Source organism: Cognatishimia sp. MH4019, from assembly GCF_020177595.1.
Lineage (GTDB): Bacteria > Pseudomonadota > Alphaproteobacteria > Rhodobacterales > Rhodobacteraceae > JAHTBL01.
On the sequence record NZ_JAHTBL010000001.1, the window covers coordinates 256,518 to 274,950 of the forward strand.

Annotated in this window: 22 protein-coding genes; 8 read left to right on the forward strand and 14 right to left on the reverse strand. The window is 60.7% G+C overall.

The genetic code is table 11. From position 1 onward, the window contains the following. Positions 1-47: 47 nt before the first annotated feature. From KUW67_RS01180 to KUW67_RS01190, 3 genes are all read right to left on the reverse strand, one after another. A complete protein-coding gene (locus KUW67_RS01180; RefSeq protein WP_224823437.1) occupies positions 48-692 on the reverse strand; it encodes an SDR family oxidoreductase in 645 nt (214 codons plus the stop codon). Positions 693-695: 3 nt separating this feature from the next. Beyond that, positions 696-2,153, reverse strand: coding sequence for an amidophosphoribosyltransferase (gene purF, locus KUW67_RS01185; RefSeq protein WP_224823438.1), 1,458 nt, complete (start codon positions 2,151-2,153; stop codon positions 696-698). A gap of 130 nt (positions 2,154-2,283) precedes the next feature. Next, complete coding sequence (locus tag KUW67_RS01190; RefSeq protein WP_370634858.1) at positions 2,284-2,697, reverse strand: autoinducer binding domain-containing protein; 414 nt, start codon at positions 2,695-2,697, stop codon at positions 2,284-2,286. 198 nt (positions 2,698-2,895) lie between these two features. Here KUW67_RS01190 and KUW67_RS01195 point away from each other — a divergent pair, with 198 nt between their 5' ends. Beyond that, positions 2,896-3,525, forward strand: a complete 630-nt coding sequence (locus KUW67_RS01195; RefSeq protein ID WP_224823439.1) for an autoinducer binding domain-containing protein — start codon at positions 2,896-2,898, stop codon at positions 3,523-3,525. A gap of 126 nt (positions 3,526-3,651) precedes the next feature. Then, positions 3,652-4,332, forward strand: coding sequence for an acyl-homoserine-lactone synthase (locus KUW67_RS01200; RefSeq protein ID WP_224823440.1), 681 nt, complete (start codon positions 3,652-3,654; stop codon positions 4,330-4,332). A gap of 37 nt (positions 4,333-4,369) precedes the next feature. On the opposite strand, the gene KUW67_RS01205 is transcribed toward KUW67_RS01200, so the two are convergent. From KUW67_RS01205 to pyrC, 11 genes are all read right to left on the reverse strand, one after another. Beyond that, the gene (locus tag KUW67_RS01205; RefSeq protein ID WP_224823441.1) at positions 4,370-4,954 is read right to left on the reverse strand and encodes a CvpA family protein; all 585 of its coding nucleotides are present in this window, start codon (positions 4,952-4,954) and stop codon (positions 4,370-4,372) included. A gap of 24 nt (positions 4,955-4,978) precedes the next feature. Further along, a complete protein-coding gene (gene radA, locus KUW67_RS01210; protein ID WP_224823442.1) occupies positions 4,979-6,343 on the reverse strand; it encodes a DNA repair protein RadA in 1,365 nt (454 codons plus the stop codon). Continuing rightward, the gene (locus tag KUW67_RS01215; RefSeq protein ID WP_224823443.1) at positions 6,343-6,714 is read right to left on the reverse strand and encodes a hypothetical protein; all 372 of its coding nucleotides are present in this window, start codon (positions 6,712-6,714) and stop codon (positions 6,343-6,345) included. Before KUW67_RS01215 ends, radA begins: the two co-directional genes overlap by 1 nt. A 28-nt stretch (positions 6,715-6,742) precedes the next feature. Continuing rightward, positions 6,743-7,204 carry a paraquat-inducible protein A gene (locus tag KUW67_RS01220; protein ID WP_224823803.1) on the reverse strand — a complete coding sequence of 154 codons (462 nt, stop codon included), beginning with the start codon at positions 7,202-7,204 and terminating at the stop codon, positions 6,743-6,745. Positions 7,205-7,261: 57 nt separating this feature from the next. After that, positions 7,262-8,029: a DNA repair protein gene (locus KUW67_RS01225; RefSeq protein WP_224823444.1), complete on the reverse strand. Its 768-nt coding sequence runs from the start codon at positions 8,027-8,029 to the stop codon at positions 7,262-7,264. 169 nt (positions 8,030-8,198) lie between these two features. After that, positions 8,199-8,945 (reverse strand): ABC transporter ATP-binding protein, encoded by a 747-nt coding sequence (locus KUW67_RS01230; protein ID WP_224823445.1) that lies wholly within the window; start codon positions 8,943-8,945, stop codon positions 8,199-8,201. After that, a complete protein-coding gene (locus KUW67_RS01235; RefSeq protein ID WP_224823446.1) occupies positions 8,942-9,724 on the reverse strand; it encodes an ABC transporter permease in 783 nt (260 codons plus the stop codon). Before KUW67_RS01235 ends, KUW67_RS01230 begins: the two co-directional genes overlap by 4 nt. Next, complete coding sequence (gene alr, locus KUW67_RS01240) at positions 9,721-10,758, reverse strand: alanine racemase (RefSeq protein ID WP_224823447.1); 1,038 nt, start codon at positions 10,756-10,758, stop codon at positions 9,721-9,723. Before alr ends, KUW67_RS01235 begins: the two co-directional genes overlap by 4 nt. A gap of 65 nt (positions 10,759-10,823) precedes the next feature. Next, positions 10,824-12,323, reverse strand: coding sequence for a replicative DNA helicase (locus KUW67_RS01245; protein ID WP_224823448.1), 1,500 nt, complete (start codon positions 12,321-12,323; stop codon positions 10,824-10,826). 185 nt (positions 12,324-12,508) lie between these two features. Continuing rightward, positions 12,509-13,183 (reverse strand): orotate phosphoribosyltransferase, encoded by a 675-nt coding sequence (locus tag KUW67_RS01250; RefSeq protein ID WP_224823449.1) that lies wholly within the window; start codon positions 13,181-13,183, stop codon positions 12,509-12,511. A 3-nt stretch (positions 13,184-13,186) separates the two neighbouring features. Beyond that, complete coding sequence (pyrC, locus tag KUW67_RS01255) at positions 13,187-14,230, reverse strand: dihydroorotase (RefSeq protein ID WP_224823450.1); 1,044 nt, start codon at positions 14,228-14,230, stop codon at positions 13,187-13,189. A 157-nt stretch (positions 14,231-14,387) separates the two neighbouring features. On the opposite strand from pyrC, the gene KUW67_RS01260 reads away from it, so the two are divergent. The 6 genes from KUW67_RS01260 to ureC are packed head-to-tail and all read left to right on the forward strand — an operon-like array spanning position 14,388 to position 18,199. After that, a complete protein-coding gene (locus KUW67_RS01260) occupies positions 14,388-15,215 on the forward strand; it encodes an urease accessory protein UreD (RefSeq protein WP_224823451.1) in 828 nt (275 codons plus the stop codon). A gap of 9 nt (positions 15,216-15,224) precedes the next feature. After that, positions 15,225-15,527 carry an urease subunit gamma gene (locus tag KUW67_RS01265; protein ID WP_224823452.1) on the forward strand — a complete coding sequence of 101 codons (303 nt, stop codon included), beginning with the start codon at positions 15,225-15,227 and terminating at the stop codon, positions 15,525-15,527. Positions 15,528-15,536: 9 nt separating this feature from the next. Further along, the gene (locus KUW67_RS01270; RefSeq protein ID WP_224823453.1) at positions 15,537-15,842 is read left to right on the forward strand and encodes a hypothetical protein; all 306 of its coding nucleotides are present in this window, start codon (positions 15,537-15,539) and stop codon (positions 15,840-15,842) included. Further along, complete coding sequence (locus KUW67_RS01275; RefSeq protein WP_224823454.1) at positions 15,839-16,144, forward strand: urease subunit beta; 306 nt, start codon at positions 15,839-15,841, stop codon at positions 16,142-16,144. The genes KUW67_RS01270 and KUW67_RS01275 overlap by 4 nt, the downstream gene beginning before the upstream one ends. Positions 16,145-16,165: 21 nt before the next feature. Next, positions 16,166-16,480, forward strand: a complete 315-nt coding sequence (locus KUW67_RS01280) for an antifreeze protein (protein ID WP_224823455.1) — start codon at positions 16,166-16,168, stop codon at positions 16,478-16,480. A 9-nt stretch (positions 16,481-16,489) separates the two neighbouring features. Then, complete coding sequence (gene ureC / locus KUW67_RS01285; RefSeq protein ID WP_224823456.1) at positions 16,490-18,199, forward strand: urease subunit alpha; 1,710 nt, start codon at positions 16,490-16,492, stop codon at positions 18,197-18,199. Positions 18,200-18,433: the final 234 nt, after the last annotated feature.

Consider the following 18,433-nt stretch of genomic DNA (forward strand, 5'->3'; position numbering starts at 1 on the left):
CACCTGACCCCAACGCGCGGATTTAGGTATTTAAAGACAAAAGAAGCCTAGAGCGCGAGATCGGCGATGATGCGGTCCGCCTCGGTCGCAGGGTCGGTCAGTTTCGAGCGGTCCTCGCCGGGATGAAAGCGGCCGCGGGTCGCGGTGGGCATGGCTTTGGGGTTGGCGATATCGACGCGCGGGCCGGTCTTGGCGGTTTCCGATTGCCAGCTGCGCACAAGAGCGGTTTGTGCGGCTTTTGATGCGCCGTAGCTGCCGTAGAACGGCGTCGCGATGGTGGTGTCATCAAAGAAAACCGCGCGGCCTGTCGTGCCCAGAAGCGGGGCGACATAGGCGATCAAGCGCGAGGTGGCGCGAGTGTTGACCGCAAAGCTCTTGTCCCAGTCTTTCTCGTTGATGTGGGAGGCGGGCGACAGCGGGGCGGCGTGCACGGCGGCGTGGATCCACAGGTCGATCTTGCCCCAGCGATCATAGATGGATTTGCACAGGTGCTGCATCGCGCCGTCATTGGTGATGTCCATGGGCGCGAGCGTGGCCTCGCCGCCTTTGGCCTTGATGCGGTCGTCCAGCTCTTCGAGCGCGCCAACTGTCTTGGCGACGGCGATCACGTGGTAGGCCGGGGCCAGCGCTTCGGCCATTGCGGCACCAAGGCCGCGGGAGGCCCCGGTAATAAGGACTGTTTTTTGGGTCATCGGTTACTCGGCAGCCGTCTTCATCTGGAAGCCCTGGTCGATCATGTCGCGCGGCTCCACCGGGTACTCACCTGAGAAGCAGGCGTCGCAATATTGCGGGGCGTTCGGGTCGCGGCCTTTGGCCTCTCCGACAGCGCGGTAAAGCCCGTTGAGCGAGATGAACTTGAGGCTGTCTATCCCCAGATGATCGCGCATTTCCTCTTCAGACATCGTGGCCGCCAGCAGCTTTTCGCGCTGGGGCGTGTCGACGCCATAAAAACAGGGCCAAGCCGTGGGCGGGGAAGCGATGCGGAAATGCACTTCCTTGGCGCCCGCATCGAGGATCATTTCCTTGATCTTGCGGGAGGTCGTGCCGCGCACCACGCTGTCATCGACAAGGATCACGCGTTTGCCTTCGATCAGGGCACGGTTCACGTTCAGCTTGAGGCGGACGCCCATGTTGCGGATCTGCTCGGTCGGCTCGATAAACGTACGGCCCATATACTGGTTGCGGATGATGCCCATCGCGTAGGGGATGCCGCTTTCGTGGCTGTATCCGATGGCTGCAGGTGTGCCGCTGTCGGGCACAGGGCAGACGAGATCAGCCTCCACCGGGGCTTCGCGGGCCAGTTCCACGCCGATCTGGTGGCGGGTCTCATAGACCGAGCGGCCCCCGAGGATGCTGTCTGGGCGCGAGAAATAGACGTGTTCGAAAATGCAGAACCGCGATTTGGTGGGGCGGAAGGGGTAGCGGCTTTCGACGCCGTCATCGGTGATGACGACCATCTCGCCGGGGTTGATCTCGCGCACGAACTCGGCGCCGATGATGTCCAGCGCGCAGGTTTCGGAACTCAGCGCATACCCATCGGCGACGCGGCCCAGCACCAGCGGGCGCACGCCCAGCGGGTCGCGCACGCCGATGAGTTTGGTGCGGGTCATGGCGACGACCGAGAATGCGCCTTCGACACGGCGGAGTGCGTCTTCCATGCGGTCGGGGATCGTGCGCTGCAAGGAGCGCGCCATCAAGTGGATGATGCATTCGCTGTCCGAGGAGGACTGGAAGATCGAGCCGCGCTCGATCAGCTCACGGCGCAGGCTGTCGGCATTGGTGATGTTGCCGTTATGGGCAATAGCGGCCCCACCCATGGAGAACTCGCCAAAGAAGGGCTGCACATCGCGGATCGCGGTGTTGCCCTTGGAGCCGGTGGTGGAATAGCGCACATGGCCGATAGAGAGCGGCCCCGGCAGCGTCTCCATCAAGGAGGCTTTGGTGAAATTGTCGCGCACATAGCCAAAGCGGCGGGCGCTGTTGAAGCCTTCCTCGGGGTGGTGGCTGACGATCCCGCCGGCTTCTTGCCCGCGATGTTGCAGTGCGTGCAGGCCGAGGGCTACGAAATTCGCAGCGTCAGTGACGCCGATGACACCGAACACCCCACATTCTTCACGGAGTTTGTCGTCGTCAAAAGGATGGGCGGGGGGCATCGCGGGGATGTTTTGGCAGGTCAAGGAACGGGGCTCCGAATCCGTGGCAGCGGTCGCCCTTGTCATAAGCGAGAGCTTGGGCAGTGTCACGAAACTATCATAGTTCGCGCAGCCCCTGCGGCGATAGAGCTTAATGAGTGAGCTTTATTGACAACGCCCGCAGCGCATCTGTTGTTTTGCTGGACAGGTTCTGATCCGGGGCGGTGATCTGGTGCAGCTTGTGCACGGCGTCTTCCAGTGCATCCGCCTCAGACGAGGTGAATGCGCGCGACTGATTGGCAAAGCTGGCGATGCTCAGGCTATCGTTCTTCTCAAGAGCGACGGTCAGGCCGTGTTTCAGCCCGAAATCCGCGGCTTGCTGCATCACTTTGGCAGGGCTCGTGTCTTCCAGGTCGGCCCAGTCGATGCGCCCTTGATTGGCAAAACCCCACAGCACCGTCGGATCCTGCAGGACCAAACCGTTTTGCGTGTAATGTGTCATCCACGCGCTAGGGTAGGTCTGAAACATAAAGCTCGGTGTCGAAAAGGTAATATGCAAACCCACGGCAAATCCGTCCGGCGCAAGCGCGCTCAGTTCAGAGAGTGTCGCGTCAACAGCGCGAATTTGCTGAGTGGACGTGCTAGCCTGCGTCAAGTTGTTGCCGTTTCGTTAATCGGTTGCGATACTACCCCAAGGATAGCTTAGTCGGGACAGGGCGACTACTTTTTTATACATTGCCTTTTGGCTAGTGCTCTGGGCGGGATGAAGAATTTGATAGACCTAGAAGAGCTGAAAACGCTCGCCCCAGCGGGCTATCACATCGCTGTGCGCATGGGGTTTGTCTTTCCCGCAGAGGAACATAATGCGATGCCGCTTGGCTGGGTGCGTCACTACACGGCGCGCGGCTTCATGATGCAGGACCCGATTCTGCGCTGGGCCTATGCCGAAACCGGCCAAACCCGGTGGAGCGCGCTGAAAGAGAACGACCCGTTTGGTATCCTCGATCAGGCGCGCGGTTTCGGCTTGACGTTCGGTGTCGCCGTCAGCCTGCGCGACCTGCCAGGGGACGCCGCCACAGGCGTCGAGCAGGGCAGTCGCAGCTTTGGGTCATTCGCGCGGCATGATCGGGAGTTCGCACCATCCGAGATCGCCCGCCTGCAAGATATCGTGCAAGAGCGTCATGATGCCCTGACGCCGCCCACAAACCTGACCGAAGCCGAGCTGGAAGCGATGCGTCTTGCGCGCGACGGGATGCTGCTGAAAGAAATCGCGCATCAGCTGGGCGTATCCGAAGGCGCGATCAAGCAGCGCCTGAAAAGTGCCAAGCTGAAACTGGATGCGCGCAATTCGACCCATGCGATCGCCAAGGCCACTCAATTCGGGCTGATCTAGGCCTGCGCTTTGTCTTTTGATGATTTTGACCGTCAGGCTGCTAAATTCTGACAGGTCGCCCGTGTTTTATGTTCACAGAACCCCTTGGCGGCGATTAACTCAGAGTCGCCAAAAAGGAGAGCTAAAATGAAGAACATCACCTTTGACTTGTCTGACATGCATCTGCATGGCCCTGCCTTTTTTCAGTTCCTCAAACTGCGCAAACGTTTCTTCGTCGATGATCTGGGATGGGACATTCCCCATGATGATCGGGTTGAAATGGACCAGTATGACAACCCCTCGGCGCATTATTCGTTGGTGATCCGCGACGGGCGGGTGATTGGCGGTGCGCGGGCGATGCCGACCACCGCTGTCTGGGGGCCACACAGCTATATGCTGCGCGATGCCGCCAAGGGTATGCTGGCCGATATTCCGGGCGATGTGATGGACGCCGATCTGGCGACACCGCGCATCTGGGAGATCACGCGCTTTGTCGTCGATGACGCGCTTTGCGCGGCAGAGCGAAGCCGCTGTCTGACGCTGATCCTGGACGGGTTGGTCTGCATCGCCAAAAAGCGCGGCGGTGTCGAGCTGATGTCGCTATCGCCGCTGCCGATGGTGCGGGCACTGCGGCAGTTGGGATATCCAGCCAAACGTGTGGGCCAACCCCATGTCGATACCGGGGACGGGCGGCGCTATGCGGTGATCTCGATGCCTGCAAAACGTCTGCCGGGCATGATCGCGAAAGAGCGTATTCAGGCGTGGGCCTCCGAGCCGCTGCCTTTCGAGAACCGGGGTCACGCGATGTCTTTGATCGCGGCAGAGTAAGACCGGCGCGTTTTGGCGCCAGTGACGGGGAAATGGGTTACTCGGTCGGGGTTGCGGCCTCTGCCGGGGCTGCACCGCAAGTGCCGACAAGCTGCTCATATTGCGCTGTCATCCAGCCCAATGCGGCAGAGGGGTCACGCTCTTCGATCTGGCCGGTCATCTGGCCGAAGACTTTTGCGGAACGGGAGTTGTCCACCATTTCAAGGTCCTGACTGGTCAGCACCGTGTCGTAGACGAAGAAGGCTACGGCCACCAAAAGGATGCCGCGCAGCACGCCGAAGAGAAAGCCCAGACCCTGGTCAAGCCCGCCCAGAGCCGAGCGTTGGATCATGCTGGAAAAGAGCGGCGTGAAGACCGACACGACCACAAGCGAAATCGCAACCACGGCGGCGAAGGCGGCAATGATCGACAGCTCGCAGCTGTCGCCGATGAAGTCACCTACAACGGGGATTTCGCGCACCAGCGGCTCGACAGCGGGGGCGAACATGAAGGCCAGAACGGCAGCGCCGATCCAGCCGGCAATCGCCATGGCTTCGCGCACAAAGCCGCGCGAATAGGCCAGAAGGGCTGAGACCACCACAATTGCGGCGACCACACCGTCAACGATTGTAAAACCTTCCATGCCGTCCGCTCCTTGGGTTCGGGCCTAGCGTTCGCCGAACACTTGCGTCACAAATTCCGCCAGATCAGCCATTTGCTTGATTTCCAGCGCTGCACCCGCGCCCAATTTGCTTTGGGCCGGAGCGATTGCGGAGGTGAAACCAAGTTTCTGCGCTTCTTTCAACCGATTTTCGGTCTGACCCACGGGTCGAAGCGCACCTGAGAGGCTGATTTCGCCAAAAACAACACAGTCTTTGGGCAAGGCCGCGTCCTCGCGGGCCGAAATCAGCGCGGCGGCGACGGCCAGATCGGCGGCGGGCTCAGAGATGCGCATGCCGCCAGCGACGTTCAGATAGACATCAAGGCCGGTGAAGGGCACACCGCAGCGCGCCTCGAGTACCGCGAGGATCATCGCAAGGCGTCCGCCGTCCCAACCGACGACTGTGCGGCGGGGTTGGGAATGGGGCGAGGGGGCGACCAGGGCTTGGAATTCACACAGGACAGGCCGCGTGCCTTCGATGCCAGCGAAGACGACCGACCCGGGGGAGGGTTGCCCGCGCTCGGACAGGAACAGGGCGGAGGGGTTCTTGACCTCGGCCAACCCTTTGCCGGTCATTTCGAACACGCCAATCTCGTCTGCCGGGCCGAAGCGGTTCTTGACCGCGCGCAGGATGCGGAACTGGTGGCCGCGCTCGCCTTCGAAATAAAGGACGGTGTCGACCATATGTTCGACGACGCGCGGACCGGCGATCTGGCCGTCCTTGGTGACGTGGCCGACCATGACGATGGCGATGCCCTTGCGTTTGGCAAAGCTGGTCAGCTCGTGTGCTGCGGCGCGGACTTGAGAGACGGAGCCGGGGGCGGCCTCCACATTGTCGGCCCACATGGTTTGGATCGAGTCGATGATGGCGAGGTCGGGCTTTTCTTCCTCAAGCGTGGTGAGGATATCACGCAGGTTGGTTTCCGCGGCCAGATGCACGGGGCTTTGGGTCAGGCCAAGGCGCTGGGCGCGCATTTGCACCTGTGCGCTTGCTTCCTCGCCCGAGACATAGATCACCTTGAGGCCGTTGCGCGCGAACCGTGCGGCGGCTTGCAGCAACAATGTCGACTTGCCGATGCCGGGATCGCCGCCGACCAGCAGCGCCGAGGCTTCGACCAGACCGCCGCCCAGAACGCGGTCCAGTTCGGCCACGCCTGAGAGCGTGCGTGGGGGTGGAGCCTCTTGCGTGGCAAGATCGGTCAAATGCAGCGCCTTGCCGCGCCGGTTGCCCAGCGACTTGGACGAGGGGCCGGAAGACAGCGGCTTTTCCTCGGCCAGCGTGTCCCATGCGCCGCAGCCCTCGCATTGGCCTTGCCATTTGGAATGGGCGGTGCCGCATTTGGCGCAGACAAACCGTGTGCCTTTGGCCATTACCAGATCGCCGCCGAGATGTGGCGCAGGATGCCCGGAAGCACCCCGATCATCGGCAGGAACGTGATCAGCACCACGGCGCCCATCCATTTGTCCCAGCCTGGAACAGGCACATTCGGGGCGGATGCGCGCAGATATAGTGCCAGCCCGATCGGCATCGCCCAAGCCACCGACCAGATCAGAATCGTGGCCGATCCATCCGCCATCGCGCGGGTAAAGCCAAAGAGCACCATGAAGAACCCAAAGATCGCGCTAAGCGCCCAGGCCTTCGCCTGTCCGTCCAAAGCTTTTGCCCGATAGACCGTCACCGGCAGCCAGATCACACTTGCCCAAAGAAGCAACATGCCCAGAAGGGCGACGTAATTCTCCATGCGGGTCCTCCTTTTTGCCCCTAATGCCCTAGCTTGACGGGCTTGCCAAGCGGGGCGCAAACCGCGGGGTCAGCAAGGAGATGGCAAGCGACGCAAGGATGCAGGCGGTGAAGAGGTAAAGGCCCCACGCGATCTCGATGCGGCCCACGCCGATGCCTTTGATGACCACCACATAAAGCGCGATCAGAAAAACATCCGCCATGGCGAGCTTGCCAAGCCAGGCAATCAGGGGCAGGTGGCGGTCCGACAGCTTGCCCAGATGCAGTGCAGCAAGGGTCAGCGTCTTGGCATAGGGTGCGACAAGGGCGAGGAAACTAACCAGCACCGCCAAAAGGATATCCTCGGCCCAGAGCGCCTGAATGCCCGACAGCACGGAAATCTCGTTCAGCTTGAACAGCGGGAGCAGGCCTGCGCGAATAAGCGGCGCGGCCCAGGCGATGGGAAAGAGAACCAGAAGGGCCAGATTGGTGAAGATCAAGGCAGAGCGCATGGCGCGCAGAGTGGCATGAGCGCGGGCCAGCGTCACGGGGGTTTTCGCGAGGTGGCGTTAGGCTTTGCTGGCGCGCTCTGTCTTGGCCATGGTGACAACTTTGGGATCGTCTTGCATCAGACCGAGACCCAGCGGGGCCAAGACGTCGACCAGATCATCCTGCAGACGGCGCAGTTGGGAGGCGACGATGCTTTCGTCCATTTCGACCTGTTGTTGCCAGTGCCTGATCTCGCGGGTGATGACCTTTGCGTTCTCGATCCGCTCTTCGAGCTTGCGCACCTCTTGTTGGCGCTGGCGCAGGAAGTTGCGCGCGCGGTCGACCTTTTCGTCGGAATAAAGCGAGGCCAGTTCCTGGGATTCGTGGCTCATCTGGGCGGCGATCTCCAGGATCTCCGGCTCAAGCTCTTCCAGATCGGGATGGTTCTTGAGATGCATGATCCGCTCTTTGACGCTGTCAAATTCCGAGCCGAGCGTGAAGAGACCTTTACGGTCTGCTGAATGGGCCTTGTGATAGGCGCGGGCCACGTCATCCATACGCAAGGAAAACTCCCGATGGGATTTCTCAAGCGCCATGATCCGGCCATTGGCGGGCAGGTAAAAGCACAGCGACAGGGCGAACAGCGCAAAAGCGATCTGGATCGCCATGCCTGCCCAAGGGTAGGTCACGCCGCCAAATGTCAGGGATAGCTCCAGCCACGGCAGTATGGAAAACGCCGCAAGGATCGTGAGGCCGATCACCGCAAAGGCGAGCGTGAGCATCAGAAATAGAGAAATGCGCTGCATGAAAATTTGCACGTTAAAAAGCGCAGACCGTTGCGTATCCATCGTAAAAAGCCGTCCTAATTGACGCCTTACAAAACCAACCCCGTCGAGGTCACGCACTGGATCGCTGAACGATCTCTCTTACTGACAACCCCTGAGACAAACGTTAACCGAATTAACGTTTCAAGCAAGTCTTTGATTTCGCATGCAAACGCGCTTGTGGCGTGATTGTTTACCGGACGGCTTCAATCGGGCCTTCCGCACGGCCATTGATGAATTGCTCGACATAGGGGTCGCCACACGTGTCCATCTGCTCCACGTCACCGGTCCATTGGATCACGCCGTCATGCAGCATCGCCACATCGTCGGCGATGGCGCGGACGCTGGACATATCATGGGTGATGGTCATGGCGGTGGCGCCCATTTCGACCACGATTTCGCGGATCAGATCGTTGATGACACCGGCCATGATCGGGTCAAGCCCGGTGGTCGGTTCGTCGAAAAAGATGATCTCTGGCTCTGCGGCGATGGCGCGGGCGAGGCCTACGCGTTTTTGCATGCCGCCGGATAACTCCGCCGGGAAACGGTCTGCGACGTTTTCCTTCAGGCCCACCCGGCGCAGTTTTTCGATGGCGATGGCGCGCGCTTCCTCGGCCGGTTTTTTCAGCGATCCGCGCAGCAGGCGGAAGGCCACGTTTTGCCAGACGGTGAGGCTGTCGAACAGCGCGCCGCCTTGAAAGAGCATGCCAAACCGCGCCAGAAACGCGTCGCGTTCGACGGCGGTTACGTCTTGGCCATCGACGATGATCTGCCCCGCATCCGGGGTCACAAGCCCCAGCACAGATTTCAGCATGACCGATTTGCCGGTGCCTGAGCCGCCGATGATGACCATGCTTTCGCCCTTGGGGATCGTCAGATCGACCCCGCGTAAAACGTGGTTATCCCCGAATGCTTTATGAACCTGATGGAGTGTGATCATGCCGAGAAGAACAGCTCCGTCAGCAGGTAGTTGGAGGCGAGGATCATCACCGATGCGGCGACGACGGCGGCTTTGGTGGCACGTCCGACGCCTTGCGCACCGCGGCCCGAATTCATGCCGTAGTAGCAACCCATGAGGGCTACGATGAAGCCGAAGACGGCCCCTTTGATAAGGCCTGACGCGACATCCCAAAACTCTAAAAAGTCAACGGTATTAGATAGATACGCGGCGGAGTTAAGGCCGAGCCTGTTCACGCCAACCAGATATCCGCCCATGATGCCGATCGCGTCGCCCACGCCCACCAGAACCGGCACCGCCAGCGTGGCGGCCAGCACGCGCGGCACGGTGAGGTATTTCATCGGGTGCGTGGACAGCGTCACAAGCGCGTCGATCTGCTCGGTCACTTTCATCGTGCCGATCTCGGCCGCGATGGAGGACGCAACGCGGGCGGCAACCATCAGGCCGCCCAGAACTGGGCCCAGTTCACGCACCATGCCGATGGCGACGATGGAGGGCACGACAGATTCCGCATTAAAGCGCGAGCCGCCTTCATAGATCTGCAAGGCCAGCGCAGCCCCTGTGAAAATCGCGGTCAGACCCACAACCGGAAGGGAGAAGTATCCAATGGTGATAAGGGCTTGCCCGAACTCTTTAAAGTAAAAAGGTGGGCGCAGAAGGTGGCTGATTGTTTGCGCGGCGAACAGCGCCACCCGCCCGACAGCGGCAAGCATGGCAAGTACGGCACTGCCCAGTGCTGCAATTGGTCGAAGAAGGATCATCCGGTAACGTAGCGACGCCCGTAGCGCGCCCCGAGGGAGGTCAGGATTTCATAGCCAATGGTGCCTGCGGCCTCTGCCAGCGTCTCCACCGTTTGTTTGTCATCGAGCAACGACAACGCACGCGGCTCCTCATCGAGATCGGTGATATCGACCGTGATCAGGTCCATCGAAATGCGTCCAGCGACCGGGCAAAGCGCCTCTCCGAACCGAAGCTTCGCATTCGGCCCCATCGCACGGATCACACCATCGGCGTATCCGGCGGAGACGGTTGCAACGCGCGACATTCGCTTCGCCTCCCAAGTGTTTGAGTAACCGACAGTTTCGCCTTCCGCCACATCACGTACCTGGATGATTGGCAGGTCGAGATATGCAACTGGTGCAGCGTCTGTGAACGGTGCACCACCGTAAAGACCGACGCCGGGACGGCACATGTCAAAGTGATACTCAGACCCCAGCAGGATGCCCCCGGTTGCCGCCAGCGAGCGCGGCGCGTTGATCCCGTCGGTCATGGTGCGAAAAGCGTCGAGTTGCTGGGCGTTCATGGGATGATCCGGCGTGTCGGCGCAGGCCAGATGGCTCATCACCATCACCGGGTTTTGCGGCAAAATAATCTCGCGCAGGGCGTTCCATTCTGCGGGCTCAAGGCCCAGACGGTTCATGCCTGTGTCCAGCTGGACGCCAAAGGGATGACCGGGCAGCGCTTCCAGATGGCGGGTCAGCTGTTCGACCGAGTTGAGCATCGGGGTGAGATGCAGATCCGCGATCATGTCGGTGTCGCCGCGCATATGGCCTGAGAACACATGGATCGCGGGGCCGGGGCCAAGCGCTTCGCGGATGGTGGCACCTTCCTCGGCGACAGCGACGAAGAAGTGCCGTGCGCCAGCTTGGGCGAGCGCGCGCGCCACTTTGCCCGCGCCCAACCCATAGCCATTGGCTTTGACGGTGGCACCGGTTTCGCAGGTTGTCATCGCATCCAGCGCGCGCCAATTGGCGACCAGCGCCGGAAGATCAATTGTTAAGCTCGCGGTTCCCATGCGCACCGTTTTGACAGGAGGGGTCGGGGCGTCAAGCCCAATTCAAAGCCCGAGTAGAAGCCATTTTAAAAGCTCGTCTCGCCATCGCCTTGCTGCCAAGGCTTCACAAGATTGCCGAAGCGGGTGAAGCGGCCCTCGAAGGACAGCTCGACCGTGCCGATGGGGCCGTGACGTTGCTTGCCGATGACAACTTCGGCGCGGCCGTGCAGGCGCTCCATCTCGTCTTGCCAGACGGCCATTTTTTCAAGCTCGTGATCGCCGGGTTTCTCGCGCTCTTTGTAGTATTCCTCGCGGTAGACGAACATCACGACGTCGGCGTCCTGCTCGATTGAGCCGGATTCGCGCAGATCTGACAGTTGCGGGCGTTTGTCCTCGCGGCTTTCGACCTGACGCGAGAGCTGCGAGAGTGCGACCACTGGGATGTCGAGTTCCTTGGCGATGGCTTTGAGGCCTTGGGTAATCTCCGAGACCTCGTTTACGCGGCTGTCCTTAGCGGTCGCCGGGCGGACAAGCTGCAGATAATCCACGATCAGGCAATCCAGCCCGTGGGTGCGCTTCAGGCGGCGGGCGCGGGCCGCCAACTGGCTGATCGGCAGGGCGGGCGTGTCGTCGATATAAAGCGGGCAGGCTTCGAGCTGCTTGGCGGCCTCAACGAACCGGCGGAACTCGGCCTCGGTCATGTCGCCGCGGCGAATCTGCTCGCTGGGGACTTCGGAGGCTTCTGACAGGATACGTGCGGCGAGCTGTTCGGCGCTCATCTCCAGCGAATAGAAGCCGACGACGCCGCCTTCGACCGCGCCTTCGGAACCGTCAGGCAGCGCGCCGTGCTTATAGGCCTTGGCGATGTTGAACGCGATGTTGGTCGCGAGAGAGGTTTTGCCCATGGACGGACGACCTGCGAGGATCAACAGGTCAGAGCGGTGCAGGCCGCCCAGTTTCTTGTCCATGTCGATCAGGCCGGTAGAGACACCAGCCAGCCCGCCATCGCGTTGATAGGCAGCGTTGGCAACATTAACTGCGTCTGTTACCGCCTTGAGAAAGCTCTGAAATCCGGTTTCGGACTGACCTTGTTCAGCCAGCTTGTAAAGCTGCTGTTCGGCTTCGACGATCTGCTCTTTCGGTTCGCTTTCGACATCGACCCGCGCGGCCTTAGCCGAGATATCGCGGCCCACGCCGATCAATTCGCGGCGGATCGCGAGGTCGTAGATAATCTGCGCATAATCGCGCGCGGCAAAGGCGCTTATAGCGGCACCGGCAAGGCGCGCGAGGTAAGCGGGACCGCCAAGTTCCTTAAGCCCTTCATCTTCTTCGAGAAACGCTTTCAGCGTCACTGGGGAGGCGAGCGCGTTTTTGGTGATCCGGTTGGCGGCGGTTTCAAAGATGCGGGCGTGGACGGGGTCGTAGAAATGCTCTGGCCCGATGATCGCGGCGATGCGGTCGAAAATGTCGTTATTCGTCAGGATTGCGCCCAGAAGCTGCTGTTCGGCCTCAATAGAGTGGGGCATCGTGTCGAGCCCGCTATTTGCATCAACCTGTTGGCCGGTTATCGGCGTTATATCGTTCATTCTATCACCCGTTTTTCCCGTGATCGGGATAGCCGAGGGCTGTCACAGTCGCAAAATGTATCTTTATGTGGACAGCCTGTGGAAAAGCCGGAAAGGCCCTCATATTGTCGCAAGAGGGGCGGTCACGTCAATATGTAGGGTTGCGCCAGCGACGATCCGCGTGGGAAGGCCGCAGAATTTGGCGGTTATTTGCGGGCGTCCTGCCATGCGCGCGGGTTTTTGAGGAAGCTCTCCACCTCGATCAGGGTGGGCTCGTCAAAGGCGCCTTGGGCGCGGGCCTCGGCCACGACATCGGCCCATGTGCACAGGTGGTGCAATTGAACCCCATGATCGCCAAGGGTTTTTTCCGTTTCCGGAAAAATGCCGTAATAGAAGATCACCGCGGTGTGCCCGCAAGTGGCCCCTGTTTCGCGAATCGCGTCGACGAAGCTCAGCTTGGAGCCGCCATCGGTGGTCAGATCTTCGATCAGCAAAACCCGCTCGCCCTCGGACATTGCGCCTTCGATCCGGGCGTTCCTGCCATACCCTTTAGGCTTTTTGCGCACGTAGCTCATCGGCAGCGCCATGCGCTCGGCCACGAAGGCGGCGAAGGGGATGCCTGCGGTTTCGCCACCGGCGATATTGTCAAAGGCTTCAAAGCCTGCGTTGCGCATCACCGTGACGGTCAGAAAATCCATCAAGGTGGACCGAATGCGCGGATACGAGATCAGCTTGCGGCAATCGATGTAGGTGGGCGACGGCAAGCCAGAGGCCAGAATGAACGGCTCGTCCGCATTGAAATGCACGGCTTTGATTTCCAGAAGCATCCGCGCGGTGAGGCGCGCGATTTCGGATGCGGGGGGGTAGGAGCTGGGGATCATTCGTTAACCTTCCACATACCAGTGCAGATCGAAGCCGGGGTCAAAGACCGTGACGGGGCCTTCGCCGCTGGCGATTTTGTCGGGGTAGGACACGGGCGCGCCTTTACGCAGGGTGATCGTGTCGGCGTTGGGCGGCAGGCCGTAAAAGGCCGGACCGTTGAGCGAGGCAAAGGCCTCGAGCCGAGGCAGGGCGTCTGCAGCCTCGAAAACCTCGGCAAGGCAGGAGATCGTGTTGGTGGCTGAAAAGACGCCAGCGCAGCCACAGGCGCTTTCCTTGTTTGGATCGCTATGGGGGGCGGAATCCGTCCCAAGAAAATAGCGGTGATCGCCGGATGTAGCAGCCTTGACCAGCGCTTCGCGATGGCTTTCGCGCTTGGCGACGGGCAGGCAGTAGTAATGCGGTTTGATCCCGCCCACGAGCATGTGGTTGCGGTTGATAATCAAATGGTGTGTGGTGATGGTTGCACCCAAATTCTTTTCGTTTTCAGCGACATAGGCGACGGCGTCAGAGGTCGTGATATGCTCCATCACCACACGCAGACCTGGGGTGGCGCGGCGGATCGGGTCGAGCACACGTTCGATGAACACGGCTTCGCGGTCGAAGATGTCGATGTCACTGTCAGTGACTTCGCCATGCACGCAAAGCGGCATGCCGATCTCGGCCATCCGCTCCAGCACGGGGCGCACCTTGTCGAAATCGCGCACACCGGAGGCGGAGTTTGTAGTGGCCCCGGCAGGGTAGAGCTTGACCGCCGTGACGATACCTTTCGCATGGGCGTCGGCGACATCATCGGGATCGGTGTCTTCGGTCAGATAGAGCGTCATCAGCGGCTTGAAGCTGTCCATCTCGGGCGGGCAGGCGGCCAGAATACGCGCGCGATAGGCGGCCGCATCAGCGCCCGTGACGACGGGTGGCACGAGGTTCGGCATGATGATGGCGCGGCCAAAATGACGAGCGGTTTCTGGCAGAATGGCCTTGAGCAACGCGCCATCGCGCAGGTGCAAATGCCAGTCATCGGGTCGGCGGAGTATCAGGCTCTCGGTCATGGCGCAGGGGTTACACAAAAGCTGCCGCGCCTTCCAGAGCGAAGATATGCCTAATTTATGGGCGGTTTCTGGATGCGATGGGCGGAATCCGTAAATTAACCTTTAATTGCTGCGCTGCAGCATTGGCAGGCTGGGCTCGCTATGCGAAAGAAGAGCCATGCTTGATACGACTGCCGTGACGCCCCCTTTGACGATGCAACGCGCCCGCGGTCGGGCCGAGGTCTCGTTGAAAGCGGACGGCGCGCGCACCCGGCTTGATACCTTGCATCAATCGGGATCAGCCAAGGCGTTTTTGCCAGTGGTGCATTCCGATGTGCCAGAGGTCGTTTTTCTGAACACATCCGGCGGATTGACCGGGGGGGACCGTATGCGGTTTGCGCTGTCCTTGGCCGCCGGAACGCGCGCTATAGGCACGACCCAAACAGCAGAGCGGGCCTATGCGTCTTCGGGCGGTGTCGCTGAAATGGCGGTCCATCTGAAGGTTGGCGCTGGGGCGCATCTGGATTGGCTGCCGCAAGAAACCATTCTCTTTCAAAGCTCTGGCTTGTATCGCAAGACGCTCGCCGCGCTGGAGGGGGACGCGTCGATCCTGATGGTCGAGACGGTCGTTCTGGGCCGCGCTGCGATGAATGAGACTGTGACGCGGCTTGCCTTTCACGACATGCGTCACGTGACCCGCGACGGTACGCCCGTGCTGATTGAGCCGCTGCATCTGACCGATCTGACGCTGGCCAGCGCGGGTCTGGCAACCCATGGAACGCACCGCGCCTTCATCACGATTGCGCTGATCCAGCAAGGTGCCGAAGACGCGGTCGCCCCGCTACGCCGCTTGCTGCCCGAGGCGTTGCCAAGCGGCGTGTCTGGCTGGGACGGCAAATGCGTGATCCGTATGGCGGCGCCCGATGCCTGGCCGCTGAAACAGGCCATTGCCCCTATTTTGATCCATCTGCGTGGCGCATCACTGCCGCGTGTCTGGCAACTGTAAGAGACCAAGATGAACCTGACCCCCAGAGAAAAAGACAAACTTCTGATCTCGCTCGCGGCCATGGTGGCGCGCGGTCGGCTGGAGCGCGGCGTGAAGCTGAACCACCCCGAGGCCATCGCTTTGATCACGGACTATGTCGTGGAAGGGGCGCGCGACGGACGCTCGGTTGCGGAACTGATGGAGGCAGGCGCCCATGTCGTGAGCTGCGCCCAGTGCATGGAGGGGATCGCCGAGATGATCCACGATGTGCAGGTCGAGGCGACGTTTCCCGATGGCACCAAGCTGGTGACCGTGCACCACCCGATCAGATAGGAGGATATCATGCTGCTCAATCTCTTTCTTGGCGCGCTGGCGGGGTATCTGACACCGCAGGCGGAGCCGCATCTCAACAAAGCGCTCAAAGACGTTTTGCTGGATGATGTGCCGATGAAGGAAGGCGAGTTCCGCTTGTTCACCTTTATCGTCATGATGATCGTGGCGGCTGTTCTGGCGGCGCTGTTCGGGGCTGATAGCTCGGCCTTTTTGCTGCTCCTCGGGGGTGGGTTGGGCGTTTTTGGCCAGCGGATCTACACCGCGCTGACCACCAAGAAAATCGAGCCAGCAAAGTCTGAGGAGGACAGCGAATGATCCCTGGCGAAATCATGACCGCCGCAGGCGAGATCACGTTGAATGACGGGGCAGAGGCGATCACGCTTGAGGTCGCCAATACCGGCGACCGCCCGGTGCAGGTCGGCAGTCATTATCATTTCGCGGAAACCAACGCGGCGCTTGCCTTTGACCGCGACGCGGCGCGCGGGATGCGCCTCGACATCGCTGCAGGCACCGCTGTGCGCTTTGAGCCGGGCCAGACCCGCAATGTCACGCTTGTTCCTTATGGGGGCGACCGCAAGATTTACGGATTTAACCAATCCATCATGGGCGCACTTTAGCGCCTGCATCTAGGAGCCGATATGGCACGAGTTGTTACCCCGATTGATCTGATGAACACATCCTTGCAGTTCGTCACTCTTATGGCCGAGACGCAGACCGTCATGGCCTACCGCATGATGGGGATGGCGGGGCTTTGGTCCGTCACGCCTCATGAGAAAAAGCGCATGATCAATGAAAAAGGCCCCGCCTTCATGGAAGCGGTGTTGGCCGGCACGATGACGGCTGCGCGGGGTCAGAGCCCTGACAGGGTGATGCGCGCCACGATGGCGCCGCTGAGCCGCACAACCGCGTCCAACCGCAGACGGCTCGCCAAGCGCGGCCCCAACACCAAGTAAGGAACGCCCATGCCCGCCACGATTTCCCGCGCGACCTATGCCGATATGTATGGCCCCACCACGGGCGACAAGGTGCGGCTGGCCGACACCGATCTGATCATCGAGGTGGAGCGTGATCTGACCATTTACGGCGAAGAGGTGAAATTTGGTGGCGGCAAGGTGATCCGCGACGGGATGGGGCAAAGCCAAGTGACCAACGCCGAAGGGGCGATGGACACGGTGATCACCAACGCGCTTATTCTGGACTATACCGGGATTTATAAGGCCGATGTCGGCCTGCGGGCCGGTCAAATTGCGGTGATTGGCAAGGCGGGCAACCCCGATACGCAAAGCGGCGTCGATATCATCATCGGACCGGGGACAGAGATCATTGCAGGCGAGGGGCGTATCCTGACGGCAGGTGGTTTCGACGCCCACATCCATTTCATCTGCCCGCAACAGATGGAGGATGCGCTGCATTCGGGGGTCACGACTCAGCTGGGCGGTGGCACGGGGCCAGCCCATGGCACGCTGGCCACGACCTGCACGCCGGGGCCTTGGCATATTGGGCGGATGATGCAGGCGGTGGATGATGTGCCGATGAATATCGGGTTATCCTGCAAGGGCAATGCGTCAAAGCCCGACGCCTTGGTCGAGATGATCAACGCAGGCGCTTGCGCGATGAAGCTGCACGAGGATTGGGGCACGACGCCCGCCGCGATTGATTGCTGTCTGACGGTCGCCGATGACATGGACGTGCAGGTGATGATCCACACCGACACGCTGAACGAAAGCGGCTTCGTGGAAAATACCGTGGCCGCCATGAAAGGCCGCACGATCCACGCGTTCCATACCGAAGGGGCAGGCGGGGGCCATGCGCCGGATATCATCAAAGTGGTGGGCGAGGAGCATGTGATCCCAAGCTCCACCAATCCGACGCGGCCTTACACGGTCAACACCATCGAAGAGCATCTGGATATGCTGATGGTCTGCCACCATCTGGACAAATCCATCCCCGAGGATGTGGCCTTTGCCGAAAGCCGCATCCGGCGCGAGACGATCGCGGCGGAAGATATCCTGCACGACATGGGCGCGTTTTCGATCATCGCATCCGACAGTCAGGCCATGGGCCGCGTGGGCGAGGTGATCATCCGCACCTGGCAAACCGCGGATAAGATGAAGAAACAGCGCGGGCGTCTGGCTGAGGAAACCGGCGAGAACGACAATGCCCGGGTGAAGCGGTATGTGGCGAAATACACCATCAACCCGGCGATTGCGCACGGGGTTTCAACGCATATCGGGTCGATTGAGCCGGGCAAGCGGGCGGATCTGTGCCTTTGGAACCCAGCCTTCTTTGGCGTGAAACCTGAAATGGTTTTGATGGGCGGCGCGATTGTCTGTGCACAGATGGGCGATCCGAATGCTTCGATCCCGACGCCGCAGCCGGTTTACACCCGGCCCATGTTTGGCGCGATGGGCAGGTCTGTGCAGCATAATGCGGTGACGTTCGTGTCTGCTGCGGCGCAAGCCGAGGGGATCGGTGCGTCGCTGGGCTTGGCCAAGCAAACACTGGCGGTCGAGAAAACGCGGGGCATCGGGAAATCCTCGATGAAGCTGAACACCAATACGCCGCAGATCGAGGTGAACCCCGAAACCTACGAAGTGCGTGCGAATGGTGAGTTGTTGACCTGTGAGCCTGCGACCGAATTGCCGATGGCGCAGCGCTATTTTATGTTCTGATGGGGCAGAGTGGCGCGATCACATCAACCATCTTTTCCGGCGCTTTGATCTGGCCTCGGACGCCCCCAATTCATCGGCCCGAGGGGCCGCAAATCTGCGCGTGGTGTCGCTCATACGCGCCAGATTGATCGCTGAGGTTTAAGGAAAGCAGAACATGTTGCATTTTTCGCAAAGCACTGAGCAAACGGGTAAAAACCCGCCTATTCACGGCATGCAATGCTGCATTGCAGAAAG

Excerpts from the sequence above, each read along its gene's own strand:
- KUW67_RS01260 (WP_224823451.1), top strand. The coding sequence starts at position 14,388 with ATGCTTGATACGACTGCCGTGACGCCCCCTTTGACGATGCAACGCGCC.
- KUW67_RS01235 (WP_224823446.1), bottom strand. The coding sequence starts at position 9,724 with ATGATCCTTCTTCGACCAATTGCAGCACTGGGCAGTGCCGTACTTGCC.
- radA (WP_224823442.1), bottom strand. The coding sequence starts at position 6,343 with ATGGCCAAAGGCACACGGTTTGTCTGCGCCAAATGCGGCACCGCCCAT.
- KUW67_RS01205 (WP_224823441.1), bottom strand. The coding sequence starts at position 4,954 with ATGGAAGGTTTTACAATCGTTGACGGTGTGGTCGCCGCAATTGTGGTG.
- KUW67_RS01265 (WP_224823452.1), top strand. The coding sequence starts at position 15,225 with ATGAACCTGACCCCCAGAGAAAAAGACAAACTTCTGATCTCGCTCGCG.
- KUW67_RS01230 (WP_224823445.1), bottom strand. The coding sequence starts at position 8,945 with ATGATCACACTCCATCAGGTTCATAAAGCATTCGGGGATAACCACGTT.
- KUW67_RS01220 (WP_224823803.1), bottom strand. The coding sequence starts at position 7,204 with ATGCGCTCTGCCTTGATCTTCACCAATCTGGCCCTTCTGGTTCTCTTT.
- KUW67_RS01225 (WP_224823444.1), bottom strand. The coding sequence starts at position 8,029 with ATGGATACGCAACGGTCTGCGCTTTTTAACGTGCAAATTTTCATGCAG.
- KUW67_RS01280 (WP_224823455.1), top strand. The coding sequence starts at position 16,166 with ATGGCACGAGTTGTTACCCCGATTGATCTGATGAACACATCCTTGCAG.
- KUW67_RS01245 (WP_224823448.1), bottom strand. The coding sequence starts at position 12,323 with ATGAACGATATAACGCCGATAACCGGCCAACAGGTTGATGCAAATAGC.
- KUW67_RS01250 (WP_224823449.1), bottom strand. The coding sequence starts at position 13,183 with ATGATCCCCAGCTCCTACCCCCCCGCATCCGAAATCGCGCGCCTCACC.
- alr (WP_224823447.1), bottom strand. The coding sequence starts at position 10,758 with ATGGGAACCGCGAGCTTAACAATTGATCTTCCGGCGCTGGTCGCCAAT.
- KUW67_RS01215 (WP_224823443.1), bottom strand. The coding sequence starts at position 6,714 with ATGGAGAATTACGTCGCCCTTCTGGGCATGTTGCTTCTTTGGGCAAGT.
- pyrC (WP_224823450.1), bottom strand. The coding sequence starts at position 14,230 with ATGACCGAGAGCCTGATACTCCGCCGACCCGATGACTGGCATTTGCAC.
- KUW67_RS01270 (WP_224823453.1), top strand. The coding sequence starts at position 15,537 with ATGCTGCTCAATCTCTTTCTTGGCGCGCTGGCGGGGTATCTGACACCG.
- KUW67_RS01275 (WP_224823454.1), top strand. The coding sequence starts at position 15,839 with ATGATCCCTGGCGAAATCATGACCGCCGCAGGCGAGATCACGTTGAAT.
- KUW67_RS01200 (WP_224823440.1), top strand. The coding sequence starts at position 3,652 with ATGAAGAACATCACCTTTGACTTGTCTGACATGCATCTGCATGGCCCT.
- purF (WP_224823438.1), bottom strand. The coding sequence starts at position 2,153 with ATGCCCCCCGCCCATCCTTTTGACGACGACAAACTCCGTGAAGAATGT.
- KUW67_RS01180 (WP_224823437.1), bottom strand. The coding sequence starts at position 692 with ATGACCCAAAAAACAGTCCTTATTACCGGGGCCTCCCGCGGCCTTGGT.
- ureC (WP_224823456.1), top strand. The coding sequence starts at position 16,490 with ATGCCCGCCACGATTTCCCGCGCGACCTATGCCGATATGTATGGCCCC.
- KUW67_RS01195 (WP_224823439.1), top strand. The coding sequence starts at position 2,896 with ATGAAGAATTTGATAGACCTAGAAGAGCTGAAAACGCTCGCCCCAGCG.